Here is a 12,781-nt window from a genome sequence, read left to right as displayed (position 1 = left end):
CCGCGGGGGGGGGGGGGGCGCGGGGGGGGCGGGGGGGGCCCCCCCCCCCCCCCCCCCCCGCCGGGGGGGGGGGGGGCCCCCCCCCCCCCCCCCCCCCGGCGCTGCGCCGTTCCGGAGGATTCCGGACCTCGCATCCGGAAGGCCATCGGTCGCGGGAAAGTCCCGCGCGCCCGGGTTGCCTGCACCCGGATCCGTTTCCCGAGGCGCCGGCGGGGTTACCCGCGAAGGACAACCCCGAACGAGGAGTCGATTCCGTGGAACAGTCCGGACCGGTGAAGAAGATCGTCGAGAAGGTCGGTGAGATCGTCGAGCACGCCACCCCGAGCGGGCGGCCGGAGCTCCCCGGTGCGCCCGGCGCCGTCCCGCCGAGCGTGGAGGAGCCGACCGAGGTGCGCGACCCGCTGCCGCCCAAGCCCGACCAGGCGGCCCCGCGGCCGGTGACCGCGACCGGGCGCGACACGGGCGCAGGCCCGCGGGCCAGGTCGCAGGACGGCGCCTTCCTGACCACCGCGCAGGGCGCCCGGCTGCCCGACAGCGACCACTCCCTCAAGGCCGGGCCCCGCGGCCCGGTGCTGCTGCAGGACCACCACCTGCGCGAGAAGATCACGCACTTCGACCACGAGCGGATCCCCGAGCGCGTCGTCCACGCCCGCGGCGCCGCGGCCCACGGCGTCTTCCGCGGGTACGGGAGCGCGGCGGCCGTCTGCAAGGCCGCGTTCCTCGGCGAGGACGTCGAGACGCCGGTGTTCGTGCGCTTCTCCACCGTGCTCGGCTCGCGCGGCTCGGCGGACACCGTCCGCGACACCCGCGGCTTCGCCACGAAGTTCTACACCTCCGAGGGGGTGTTCGACCTCGTCGGCAACAACATCCCGGTGTTCTTCATCCAGGACGCCATCAAGTTCCCCGACATCATCCACGCGGGCAAGCCCCACCCCGACCGCGAGATCCCCCAGGCGCAGAGCGCCCACGACACCTTCTGGGACTTCGTCACCCTGCACACCGAGGCCGCCCACCACACCCTGTGGAACATGTCCGACCGGGGCATCCCGCGCTCCTACCGCACCATGGAGGGCTTCGGCGTCCACACCTTCCGGCTGGTCAACGCCGAGGGCGCGAGCACCCTCGTCAAGTGGCACTGGAAGCCCAGGCTCGGCGTGCACTCCATGGTCTGGGAGGAGGCGCAGCTGGTCGCCGGGGCCGACCCGGACTTCCACCGCCGGGACCTCGCGGACGCGATCGAGGCCGGTGCGTTCCCGCAGTGGGAGCTGGGCATCCAGACCTTCCCCGACACCCCGGAGCAGACCTTCGAGGGCATCGACCTGCTCGACCCGACCAAGATCGTGCCGGAGGAGCTGGCGCCGGTGCGCCCCGTGGGGCTGCTGACGCTCAACGCCAACCCGACCAACTTCTTCGCGGAGACCGAACAGGTCGCCTTCCACCCCGGCCACCTGGTGCCGGGCATCGACATCACCGACGACCCGCTGCTGTCGGGGCGCCTGTTCTCGTACCTGGACACCCAGATCACCCGCCTGGGCGGCCCGAACTTCGCCCAGATCCCGATCAACCGCACCCACGCGCCGGTCAACGACATGCTGCGCGACGGCTTCCACCAGGACGCGGTGCACAGCGGCGTCGCCCCGTACAAGCCCAACTCGCTCGACGGCGGCTGCCCGTTCTTCGCCGGCGCCGGGGACCACGCCTACATCGAGTACCCGACGCCGGTGCCCCCGGCCACCAAGGTGCGCGAGGCGCCGGCCTCCTTCGCGGACCACTTCAGCCAGCCCCGGCTGTTCTGGGCGAGCATGAGCCCGGTGGAGCGCGAGCACATCGTCGCCGCCTACACCTTCGAGCTCGGCAAGTGCCACGAGCAGGCGATCAAGGAGCGCGGCCTGCGGGTGCTCGCCGAGATCGACAGCTACCTGTGCGCGCAGGTGGCCGCCGGCCTCGGTCTGCCCGCGCCCGAGCCCAGCGCCCCGTTCGAACCGGCCCGGCCGAGCCCCGCCCTCTCCCAGGTGGGCCGGACGTGGCCGCTGGACGGCCGGGTCGTCGGCCTGGTCGCGGGCACCGACCACGGCGCCCTGGCGAGCGTGCGCCGGGCCGTGCTGGACGCGGACATGGTCCCGCTGGTGATCGCCACCTCCGGCGGCACCCTCCGGGCCGAGGGCCACGACGAGGCCCTCGCCGTGCAGCGGACGTTCACCACCGCCCGCTCGGTGGAGTTCGACGCGCTCGTCCTGGTGGGCGCCCCCGGTCCGGCACCCGACGCGGAGGCCTCCCGGGACGCCAAGGCGGGCAACCCGCTGCCGCCCTCCTCGCCGGTCGACCCGCGGCTCGTGCTCATGCTGACCGAGGCCTACCGCCACGCCAAGCCGCTGCTGGCGCTGTCCGGCGGGCAGCGCGCCCTCCAGGCCGCCGGCATCGCCGAAGGCGCCCCCGGCGTCCTCCTCGGCGACCGGCCCGACGACGCGGTGCGCCAGCTCGGCCCGCTGCTCGCGGCCCACCGCGTCTGGAACCGCTTCCCGCCGCCCTCCGCCGCCTGACCACGGCCCCCCGCCGGGAACGGGGCGCCCCCGCACCGGGGGCGCCCCGTTCGCCGTCGGCGCCCGCCTCCGCCTCCGGGCCCGGACGGGATGGGACGGGACGGGACGGGGAAAATTCGATTGCGGCCGGAGCGGGCCCGCGAAACGATCCCATCGCACACGAAACGCCCCTTTTCACCCCGGGACCACTCACTGCCATGAACACCGTCATCGTCGACACCCTGCACGGCCGGGTCCGCGGCCGCCTGCGCGAGGGCACCGCGTCCTTCCTCGGCATCCCCTACGCGGCACCGCCGTTCGGCGTGAACCGGATGCGCCCGCCCCGGGCCCCCGAGCCGTGGAGCGGCGTGCGCGACGCCTTCACCCCCGGCCCTGCGGCGCCCCAACCCGGCTACGGGCCCGCCATGGACGGACTGCTGATCCCGGCCGGGCCCCAGGGCGAGGACTGCCTGAACCTGAACGTCTGGACGCCCTCCCCCCACCGCTCACCGGACGGGCTTCCCGTCATGGTGTGGATCCACGGCGGCGCCTTCCGCAACGGCTCCGGCTCGCTGCCCACCTACGACGGGTCCGCCCTCGCCGCCGACGGCGTCGTCTGCGTGACCCTCAACTACCGCCTGGGCGCCGAAGGCTTCCTCCTCCTGCCGGACGGCACGGCCAACCTCGGGCTCCTGGACCAGATCGCCGCCCTGGAGTGGGTGCGCGACAACATCGCCGGCTTCGGCGGGGACCCGCACAACGTGACCGTCTTCGGACAGTCGGCCGGCGCCATCGGCATCACCGCACTCATGACCATGCCCGGCGCCGGGGGCCTGTTCCGGCGCGCCATCACGCAGAGCGGCGCCGGCCACCATGCCCACTCCCCGGAGACGGCCCGGCAGATCACCCTGCGACTGGCCGAGCTGGCCGGCGTCGAGTGCACCGCCGAGGCCCTCGCCGCCGTGCCCCCGCAGGACCTCCTCGCCGCCGAGGGACGCCTCGCCCAGGAGATCGCGCGCAGCACCGAACCCGGACGGTGGGGCGAGTCCGCCGGAGGCGGCACCACGGTCCTCCCGGTGTTCGGTACCGCGAGCCTGCCCGAACGCCCGGTCGACGCCATCGCGGCCGGCGCCGGCCGCGACCTCGACCTGCTCACCGGCGTGACCAGCGAGGAGTTCCGCCTCTTCCTCGTCCCGCTCGGCATGGCCGACCGCATCGGCGACCCCTTCCTCGACGGCTTCCTCGCCGCGCTGGGGCTCGATCCCGCCACGGCCCGGGCCCGCTACACCGCCTCCCGGTCGGGAGCGGGCGCCGCGGACCTCTTCTCCGCCCTGATGACCGACCACGGTTACCGGGTGCCCGCCATCCGGGTCGCCGAGGGCCGCGCGGCACACGGCGCCGACACCTACTTCTACGAGTTCACCCAGCCCTCCCCCGCCCTGGACGGCGCCCTCGGCGCCTGCCACATGGCCGAACTCGGCTCCGTCTTCGGCAACCCCGACGACCCGCTGACGGACCCGTCGGCCCATCCGCAGCTCTCCGACCGGATCCGCGGCGCCTGGACGTCCTTCGCCCGCCACGGCCGCCCCGGGCACGGGCAGCTGCCGCCGTGGCCCGCCTACCTGCCCGGTCGGCAGGTCATGCGGCTGGAGTCCGCGGAGCCCGCGGTCCACCGGGATCCGGGGCACGAGGAACGGACCCTCTGGGAGGGCCGGCGCTGACTCGCCGGCCGCCGTTCCCGGGTGGTGCCCGGGAACGGGGGCCGACCACCGCGGTCCCGGTCCTTTTAGGGCGCGGGTTTCCGAGCAGAAGCCCGGTATGGGCATTCCCAGTCCGCCCGGGGTTCCGTCGCGGCGCTTCGCCCCCGCCCCGGAGAACGTCGCGCTGGCGCGGCGGTTCGTGCGCTCGGCGCTGGCCGGTCTGCCGGCCGACGTGGTGGACACCGCCGAGCTGCTGACCAGCGAGATCGCGGCCAACGCCGTCCTGCACGCGCGCACCGAGTTCGAGGTGCAGGCGTGGTCCGAGGACGGCAGGGTGCTGGTGCGGGTCAGCGACCGGCGGCCCGACGCCGGCCTCGTCCCGCACGCCCGCCACCCGTACGCCAGCACCGGGCGCGGCCTGGGCCTGGTGGAGGACCTCGCGCCCAGCCACGGCGTCCACAGCGACGCCGAGCGCAAGACGGTCTGGTTCGAGCTCTGGCCGGGGCGCCCCGATCCGCCGGCCTCCGCGTGGGAGACCGTCGCACCGGGCGCCCCGACCGTGGACGTGACCCTCGTCGACGTGCCGTACGCCCTGTACTGGGCGGCCCAGCAGCAGTGGGAGGGGCTGCTGCGGGAGCTGTACCTCGACGGCTGCACCAAGGAACGCGCCGGCCTGTCGGCGGAGGACCTGACCGCCGCCCGGAACGCCGCGTGCGTGATCTCCGAGTGCATGACGACCTCGGTCCAGCAGGAGAACCCGGACAGTTCCACCCTCTCGGTGCGGGTGGCCTTCCCCGCGCACGCCGGCCCGGAGGTGGCGGTCCTGTCCCGGGTGCTGGACGACGCCGAGGAGACCGCCCAGCGCGGGGAGCTGCTCACCCTCCCCGCGCTCCCCCAGATCCGGGCCTTCCGGAATTGGCTGTTCGACCAGGTGGTCTCCCAGCTGGAAGGCGGCCACCCCACCGCCTGGACGATGAACCCCGACGCGCCGAACGGCACTCCCACCGAGCTGGCCCCGTGGGACGCCAGCGAGATCGAGGCCGCCAACGTCCCGACCATCGCGGCCGACGACCTCAACCGGATCATCGCGGTGAACACCGCCGCCGCGGACCTGCTCGGCTGGAGCCCGCAGGAGCTGGTCGGGGAGCGGCTGACGGTGATGATCCCCCAGCACCTGCGCAGCCGCCACGAAGCCGCCTTCGCGTCCCTGCTGCTCACCGGGCAGCCCCGCATCCTGGGCCGTTCCGTCCCGCTCCCCGCCCTGCACCGGGACGGCCGGCTGATCCCCGTCCGGCTGCACGTCCAGACCCAGGAGGCGATCGACGGACGCACCGTGTTCGTCGCCCAGGTCACCCCGCGGACCGCGCCCACCGGCCCGCCGCCGGAGCCCCGGGAGCTGCGCGGCCCGCACGCGCCGCGGCAGGACCCCTGCCCGGTGCACCTGCCCACCACCACGAGCAAGTCGAAGCGGGCCAGCGTCGACCGGGAGGCACTGGAGCGGCTGGCCCTGTTGGCGGACACCGGCGTCGCCCTGGCCAGCACCCTGAACCTGGAGGAGCGCCTGCGCCGCGTCTGCCACGCGCTCACCCGGCGGCTGGCCGACTGGTGCGTGGTGAACCTCGTCACCGAGCAGGGCGAGGTGGAGCGGGTGTGCATCGGCCACCGGGACTCCCAGGCCGTCACCGACAGCACCCTCCTGGGCAGGCTCCCCCCGCTGTCCGAGGACACCCAGGGCCTCCTCCCCCGCGTCATGCGCGGCGCCGGCCCCCTGCTGGTCACCGAGTTCCTGCCGCCCGGGAGGGCCCAGAGCGCGCTGGAGGCGCGGCAGCTGGAGCTGTTCGAACGCTTCGGCGCGGACAGCGCCGTGGTGGCCCCGCTGCGCGCCCGCCGGGAGGTCCTGGGCTCGCTGACCCTGGTGCGCACCAGCGCCGAGAACCCCTTCACCAGGGAGGACGTCCGCCTGGTCGCGGAGCTCACCCCCGGCATCGCCCTCGGGGTGGACAACGCCCGGCTGTACCTGCGCACCCGGCACACCGCCGAGCGCCTCCAGCGCGCGCTGCTGCCCGACCTGCCGGACGTCGAGCACCTGGAGATGGTCGCCCGCTACGTCCCCTCCAGCAGGACCGCCGAGGTGGGCGGCGACTGGTACGACGCGTTCGTCCTCCCCTCGGGCGACACCGTCCTGGTGATCGGCGACGTGGCGGGCCACGACCTGCGGGCGGCCGTCGCGATGAGCACGCTGCGCAACATGCTGCGCGGCATCGCGGTGGACCGCGGGGAACCGCCCGGCATCGTGCTGCGCCAACTGGACCGGGCAAGCCAGACGCTCCACCCGCAGTCCACCGCCACCTGCGTCTACGCGCTGGTGAAGAGCCGGGACGGCGGCCCCTGGGAGCTGAACCACTCCTCCGCGGGGCACCTGCCGCCGCTGCTCACCACGCGGGAGGGCGAGACCCGCTACCTGGACGCGGGCGCGGGCCTGCTGATCGGCATGGACATCGACCTGCCCCGCACCACCGCCAGCGACGTCCTCCCGCCCCGCTCCACCCTGCTGCTGTACACGGACGGACTCATCGAGCGCCGCGGGCAGTCCCTGGACGACTCGATGGCCCGGCTGCGCCGGCACACCTCCGCCCTCGCCGAGGCTCCGCTGGAGGTGTTCTGCGACGAGCTGATCCTGGCCCTGGGCGCGGAGAGCGACGACGACATCGCGCTGCTCGCGCTGCGCGTCGACGCGTCGGGCCGCACCCCGCCCGCCGTCTGAGGGCCGCGGCCCGGCCGCTCAGCCGCCGAGGACCGGGCCGACCAGGTCGAACTCGGCCCAGATGGTCTTGCCCTGGGCGTGCGCCTCGGCGCCCCAGCGGTCGGCGACCCGCTCGACGATGACCAGCCCGTGGCCGCCCGGCAGGGCGGGCGCGTACGGGCGGCGCGGCGCGGGCAGGGCCGGACTCCGGTCGCTGACCTCGACCCGCAGGCGGGCCGTGGTGAGGTCCAGGACCAGCTCCAGCGGGCCGTTCCCGTGCAGCATGGCGTTGGCGACGAGCTCCGCGACCACCAGGACGACGTCGGCGGGGCCGCCGCCGGGGTCCTCGGCGTGCCGGGGGCTCCCGCCCCAGTCGTCGAGCGCCTGGACGGTGTGGGCCCGGGCGCGGGCGACCGGTTGCGGCACCCCGGCGAGCATCAGACGTCTGCGCTGGCCCCCGCCGGGCGGGACGGGCCCCGTCCGCCGCGGGTCGCCGGCCAGGGTTCCCCGGCTCATCGTCATGTGAGGGTGCCCCTTCGGCTCGACGGCGGTTTCGGATGCTCGGATTCCCCGTGCCAACGGAATTATGTCCCCTCCGGGCCTCCGGGCGTGGCGGGTGGGGTTCCGGAGCCGGGCGCTGCCCCCCGGGTCAGGACGCCAGGGCCGAGTCGACCGACTCGTGGAGGGAGAAGACCGTCCGCGCACCGGTGAGCTCCAGGACCCGCATGACGGTGGGCGCCACCGCGGCGAGCCGCAGGTCCACGCCCGCGCGTCCCGCTTCCGTCCGGGTCCTCAGCAGGAGGTTGAGGCCCGACGAGTCGCAGAACCCCACCGCGCCCAGGTCCACGACGATCAGCGGCGGGCGCCGCCCGACCAGCTCGGCGAGCACCTCGGCCACCGGTGCGAGCGTCTCGATGTCGAGGTCGCCCGCCAGGGCGCAGACGACCGCTCCGCCCTGCGCGGTGCGGGTCTGCACGGCGGCGTCCGTACAGGCAGGCGGGACCGCGAAGGCGAGGTCTCCGGGGTGGTTGTCGGCTGGCGTCATCGTCGTCCCCTCGGTGTCGGGTGCCCTGCGACCCTACGCAGATCGGGGCGGTCGGCCAAGCAGGCCGGGTGGGGTCGGCCGACGCCGTGGCGGGAGCGTTCCCGCGGGTACCCGCTCAGTCCTCCTCCAGCCCCTCGCGCAGGCGCCGCAGGGTGCGCGAGAGCAGCCGGGAGACGTGCATCTGGGACAGCCCCAGGCGCTCGCCGATCTGCGACTGCGTCAGCTCCTCGCAGAAGCGCATCGACAGGATCAGCCGCTCGCGCTCGGGCAGGGCCGCGATGAGCGGCTTGAGCGCCACCAGGTCCTCCACCTTGGACAGGGCGTGGTCCTCCACGCCGAGCCGGTCGCCCAGCGCGCCCGGCCCCTCGTCGTCCTCCGCGCCGCCCAGGTCGAGGGAGCCCGCGGTGTGCCCGTTCGACGCCGTCAGCCCCTCGACCACCTCCTCCTCGGAGATCCGCAGGTACCCGGCCAGTTCGGCCACCGTGGGCGCGCGGTCCAGCTCCTGGGACAGCCGGTCCTGGGCCTTGGCCAGCCCGATCCGCAGCTCCTGCAACCGCCGCGGAACGTGCACCGCCCAGGTGGTGTCCCGGAAGTGCCGGCGGATCTCGCCCAGCACCGTGGGCAGGGCGAAGGTCGTGAACTCCACCCCCAGGTCCGGATCGAAGCGGTCTATCGCCTTGATCAGGCCCACCGCGCCCACCTGCAGCAGGTCCTCCTGCGGCTCCCGGTGGGCGTTGAAGCGGCGGATCGCGAACCGCACCAGCGACAGGTTCATCTCCACCAGGGTGGCCCGCACGTAGGAGTACTCCCGGGTGCCCTCCTCCAGCGTGGCGAGCCGGCGCAGCAGCACCCGGGTCAGCTCCCGTGCGTCGGCCGGCGCCACCTCCCGCAGGTCCTCGACCGTGGCCAGCTCCGGCGGCAACAGGTCGTGCGGCGTGGCCGCCGCGGGCGCGGCTGTGGAGACGAGCGGTTCACCAGTGGTCAGGGCCATCGGAGTCCTTCCCTCGTATCGGCGTGACGGAACGCCCGTTACCCCGTACCGGCCGATCGATGCACCCGCGGGATGTGAGGATTCCATGAAGGAGGTTCGTACACCTCGGGCAGGGCGCCGGACCGGACGGCGGGCGGGTCGAACTGCCCACACTAACGCGACCACCGGCCGTTTCGGGCCGGGCGGACGCCTGGGGTAGCCTCCGGTCGGGAACACATCACCCCGCTACCACGGCCCGCTCCGTGGTGCCCACGACCGGATGCGGGCCAGTGGCCCGGCGTTCTACGGAGGCGACATTCGATGGCTGGCCCGACCCTGTCCCCCGACTCGCAGCACCGCTCGCAGGACGGGCCGGGCACCGCGCTCGTGAACGAGGCGGAGCTGCGGCAGCTGCTGGCGGGGCTGACGGCCGTACGGGACGGCGACTTCAGCACGGAGCTGCCCGACGACGCGGACGGCCTGCTGGGCGAGATCGCGACCGTGTTCAACGGGATGGTCGACCAGCTGTCCCACTTCACCTCGGAGGTCACCCGGGTGGCGCGGGAGGTCGGCACCGAGGGGCGCCTCGGCGGCCAGGCGAAGGTGCCGGGCGTGTCGGGCACCTGGGCGGACCTCACCGACTCGGTCAACGCGATGGCCGGCAACCTCACCTGGCAGGTGCGCAACATCGCCCAGGTGACCACGGCGGTGGCGCGCGGGGACCTCACCCAGAAGATCGAGGTCGACGCCCAGGGTGAGATCCTGGAGCTCAAGGACACCGTCAACACGATGGTCGACCAGCTGTCCTCGTTCGCCGGGGAGGTCACCCGGGTGGCCCGGGAGGTCGGCACCGAGGGGCGCCTCGGCGGGCAGGCCAGGGTCGAGGGCGTCTCCGGGACGTGGCGCGACCTGACCGACTCGGTGAACTCCATGGCGGGCAACCTCACCGGCCAGGTCCGCTCGATCGCGCAGGTCGCCACGGCGGTGGCCGAGGGCGACCTCACCCAGAAGATCACCGTCACCGCCCGGGGCGAGATCCTCGAACTCAAGACCACCATCAACACCATGGTCGACCAGCTGTCCTCGTTCGCCGACGAGGTCACCCGGGTGGCCCGGGAGGTCGGCACCGAGGGGCGCCTCGGCGGGCAGGCCAGGGTCGAGGGCGTCTCCGGCACCTGGAAGCGGCTCACCGCGAACGTCAACGAGCTGGCGGGCAACCTCACCCGCCAGGTGCGCGCCATCGCCGAGGTGACCGGCGCCGTCACCGCCGGTGACCTCACCCGGTCGATCACCGTGGACGCCTCCGGCGAGGTCGCCGACCTCAAGGACAACATCAACGCCATGGTGGAGTCCCTGCGCCAGACCACCCGGGCCAACGAGGAACAGGACTGGCTCAAGACCAACCTCGCCCGCTTCTCGGCCCTGATGCAGGGCCGGCGGGACCTCTCGGTCGTCGCCGAGTCCGTCATGGACGAACTCGCCCCGCTGGTGGGCGGCCAGTGCGGCGCCTTCTACCTCGCCGAGGAGAGCCCCGAGGGCACGGTCCTGCGGCTCGTCGGCTCCTACGCGTTCCCCGACGGCGAGCGCCCGACCAGCTTCCGCCTCGGCGAGTCGCTCGTCGGCCAGGCCGCGCGCAGCCGGCGGACCATCGCCGTCGACTCCCTGCCGCCGGACTACCTGGCGACGTCCTCCGGCCTGGGCCGCACCGAGTCGCTGTCGCTGATCGTGCTGCCGATCGTGGTCGAGGAGCAGGTCCTCGGCGTCATCGAGCTGGCCTCCGTCCAGCCGTTCACCCAGGTCCACCGCGACTTCCTGGACCAGCTGATGGAGACCATCGGCGTCAACGTCAACACCATCATCGCCAACGCCCGCACCGACGAACTGCTCGGCGAGTCCCAGCGGCTGACCGCCGAACTCCAGGCCCGCTCCGAGGAGTTGCAGGCGCGCCAGGAGGAGCTCCAGGCCTCCAACGCCGAACTGGAGGAGAAGGCGGAGCTCCTGGCCACGCAGAACCGCGACATCGAGACCAAGAACCTGGAGATCGAACAGGCCCGCCAGGAGCTGGAGGCACGCGCCCACCAGCTGTCGCTCGCCTCCAAGTACAAGTCCGAGTTCCTGGCCAACATGAGCCACGAGCTGCGCACCCCGCTCAACAGCCTGCTCATCCTCGCCCAGCTGCTCGCCCAGAACCCCACCCGGAACCTGACCGCCAAGCAGGTCGAGTACGCCGGCATCATCCACTCCGCCGGGTCCGACCTGCTCCAGCTGATCAACGACATCCTCGACCTCTCCAAGGTCGAGGCGGGGAAGATGGACCTCAACGTCGAACCGGTGCCGCTCCAGTCGCTGCTCGACTACGCCGAGGCCACCTTCCGTCCGATGACCGGCCAGAAGAACCTCGCCTTCGAGGTCCGCACGGCCAGCCGCGTCCCGGCCGAACTGCGCACGGACGACTACCGGCTGCGCCAGGTCCTGCGCAACCTGCTGTCCAACGCCGTGAAGTTCACCGAGCAGGGCCGGGTGGAGCTGAGCATCGCACCCGCCGAGGAGTCCGAGATCCCCGACAGCGTGCGCCGCGACGGGCCCGTGCTCGCCTTCCGCGTCACCGACACCGGCATCGGCATCGCCCCGCAGCACCTGGAGACCGTCTTCGGCGCCTTCCAGCAGGCCGACGGCACCACCAGCCGCAAGTACGGCGGGACGGGGCTCGGCCTGTCGATCAGCCGGGAGATCGCCTTCCTGCTCGGTGGCGCGATCACCGTCGAGAGCACCCTGGGCAGCGGCAGCACCTTCACCCTCTACCTCCCGGTCGAACCCGTCGGCCAGATCGGCGCCGGGCCCGGCGCCACCGCCGGGCAGGTCGAAGCCGCGACCGCGGCCGCGTCGCAGGACGCCGGGCACGGCCCGGAGCACCCCGCCGCCGGACGGCCGCGCCGCCTGCTCGTGGTGGAGGGCCGCCCGAACGGCCTGCTCTCCCTCGTCGCGGAGAACGCCGTCGCCGACCTCGCCCGGTACTCCGGCGGGCAGCGGCCGGTCGAGATCGTCACCGCCGTCGGCGCCCAGGAGGCCGCCACCGCCCTGGCCACCGCGCCGTGCCACTGCGTCGTCCTGGAACTGGGCCTGCCCGACGGAACGTCCTCCACCCTGCTGGAGAAGATGGAGGGCGACCCGGCCCTGTACACCGTCCCGGTGCTGGCCCACGACAACCGGGGCGTGGCCCCGGTGCACGAGCACGCCGTGCGCCGCGAGGGCGAACGGCGCCTGGAGCTCATCTCCAGCCTCGACGAGCTGCGCGAGCGCATCGCGCTGCACATGAGCGCCGACCGCCCCGGGAGCGTCGCGCAGCTGGTGCGCGACACCGACCGGAAGCCCGCCTGGAACCCCGGGGCCGACCCGACGCTCACCGGGCGCACCGCGCTGGTGGTCGACGACGACGACCGCAACCTGTACGCGATCACCAGCATCCTGGAACTGCACGGGATGCACGTCCTCCAGGCCGAGAACGGGCGCGCCGCCCTGGACGCGCTCGCCGCCCACCCGGGGATCGACGTGATCCTGATGGACGTGATGATGCCGGAGATGGACGGGTACTCGGCCACCGCGGCGATCCGCGCCATGCCCGAGCACGAGGCCCTGCCGATCATCGCCGTCACCGCCAAGGCCATGATCGGCGACCGCGAGAAGAGCCTGGCCTCGGGAGCCAGCGACTACATCACCAAGCCCGTCGACGCCGACGAGGTGATCAGCCGGATCCGGCACCACCTCGCACCCTGACGACCCCAGCCACCCGCACGACGCCGCTAC

General features: G+C 73.8%; 7 protein-coding genes. 4 read left to right on the top strand and 3 right to left on the bottom strand.

What is annotated here, in order from left to right:
* The first annotated feature begins 281 nt into the window (after positions 1–281).
* From ACH5AR_RS29980 to ACH5AR_RS29970, 3 genes are all read left to right on the top strand, one after another.
* Complete coding sequence (locus ACH5AR_RS29980) at positions 282–2,540, top strand: catalase (protein WP_396304672.1); 2,259 nt, start codon at positions 282–284, stop codon at positions 2,538–2,540.
* A 197-nt stretch (positions 2,541–2,737) separates the two neighbouring features.
* Positions 2,738–4,240 carry a carboxylesterase/lipase family protein gene (locus ACH5AR_RS29975; protein ID WP_396304669.1) on the top strand — a complete coding sequence of 501 codons (1,503 nt, stop codon included), beginning with the start codon at positions 2,738–2,740 and terminating at the stop codon, positions 4,238–4,240.
* A gap of 97 nt (positions 4,241–4,337) precedes the next feature.
* The gene (locus ACH5AR_RS29970) at positions 4,338–6,983 is read left to right on the top strand and encodes a SpoIIE family protein phosphatase (RefSeq protein ID WP_396304668.1); all 2,646 of its coding nucleotides are present in this window, start codon (positions 4,338–4,340) and stop codon (positions 6,981–6,983) included.
* An 18-nt stretch (positions 6,984–7,001) separates the two neighbouring features.
* Here ACH5AR_RS29970 and ACH5AR_RS29965 read toward each other — a convergent pair whose 3' ends face one another.
* The 3 genes from ACH5AR_RS29965 to ACH5AR_RS29955 all read right to left on the bottom strand — a co-directional run bounded on the left by ACH5AR_RS29965 (position 7,002) and on the right by ACH5AR_RS29955 (position 8,998).
* On the bottom strand, positions 7,002–7,484 hold the full coding sequence (locus tag ACH5AR_RS29965) for an ATP-binding protein (RefSeq protein WP_396304667.1): 483 nt from the start codon (positions 7,482–7,484) through the stop codon (positions 7,002–7,004).
* 127 nt (positions 7,485–7,611) lie between these two features.
* Entirely contained in the window at positions 7,612–8,007 is a 396-nt protein-coding gene (locus tag ACH5AR_RS29960) for an STAS domain-containing protein (protein WP_396304666.1), read from the bottom strand.
* Positions 8,008–8,122: 115 nt separating this feature from the next.
* Positions 8,123–8,998, bottom strand: coding sequence for a SigB/SigF/SigG family RNA polymerase sigma factor (locus tag ACH5AR_RS29955; protein ID WP_396304665.1), 876 nt, complete (start codon positions 8,996–8,998; stop codon positions 8,123–8,125).
* 300 nt (positions 8,999–9,298) lie between these two features.
* On the opposite strand from ACH5AR_RS29955, the gene ACH5AR_RS29950 reads away from it, so the two are divergent.
* Entirely contained in the window at positions 9,299–12,751 is a 3,453-nt protein-coding gene (locus ACH5AR_RS29950) for a HAMP domain-containing protein (RefSeq protein ID WP_396304664.1), read from the top strand.
* Positions 12,752–12,781: the final 30 nt, after the last annotated feature.

The organism is Kitasatospora sp. NPDC018619, from assembly GCF_044391605.1.
Lineage (GTDB): Bacteria > Actinomycetota > Actinomycetes > Streptomycetales > Streptomycetaceae > Kitasatospora.
This window is presented reverse-complemented; position numbering and strand designations above follow the sequence as displayed.

Bases quoted from the DNA above. Each gene is read 5' to 3' on its own strand.
- ACH5AR_RS29970 (WP_396304668.1), top strand. From the start codon at position 4,338: ATGGGCATTCCCAGTCCGCCCGGGGTTCCGTCGCGGCGCTTCGCCCCC.
- ACH5AR_RS29965 (WP_396304667.1), bottom strand. From the start codon at position 7,484: ATGACGATGAGCCGGGGAACCCTGGCCGGCGACCCGCGGCGGACGGGG.
- ACH5AR_RS29975 (WP_396304669.1), top strand. From the start codon at position 2,738: ATGAACACCGTCATCGTCGACACCCTGCACGGCCGGGTCCGCGGCCGC.
- ACH5AR_RS29955 (WP_396304665.1), bottom strand. From the start codon at position 8,998: ATGGCCCTGACCACTGGTGAACCGCTCGTCTCCACAGCCGCGCCCGCG.
- ACH5AR_RS29950 (WP_396304664.1), top strand. From the start codon at position 9,299: ATGGCTGGCCCGACCCTGTCCCCCGACTCGCAGCACCGCTCGCAGGAC.
- ACH5AR_RS29960 (WP_396304666.1), bottom strand. From the start codon at position 8,007: ATGACGCCAGCCGACAACCACCCCGGAGACCTCGCCTTCGCGGTCCCG.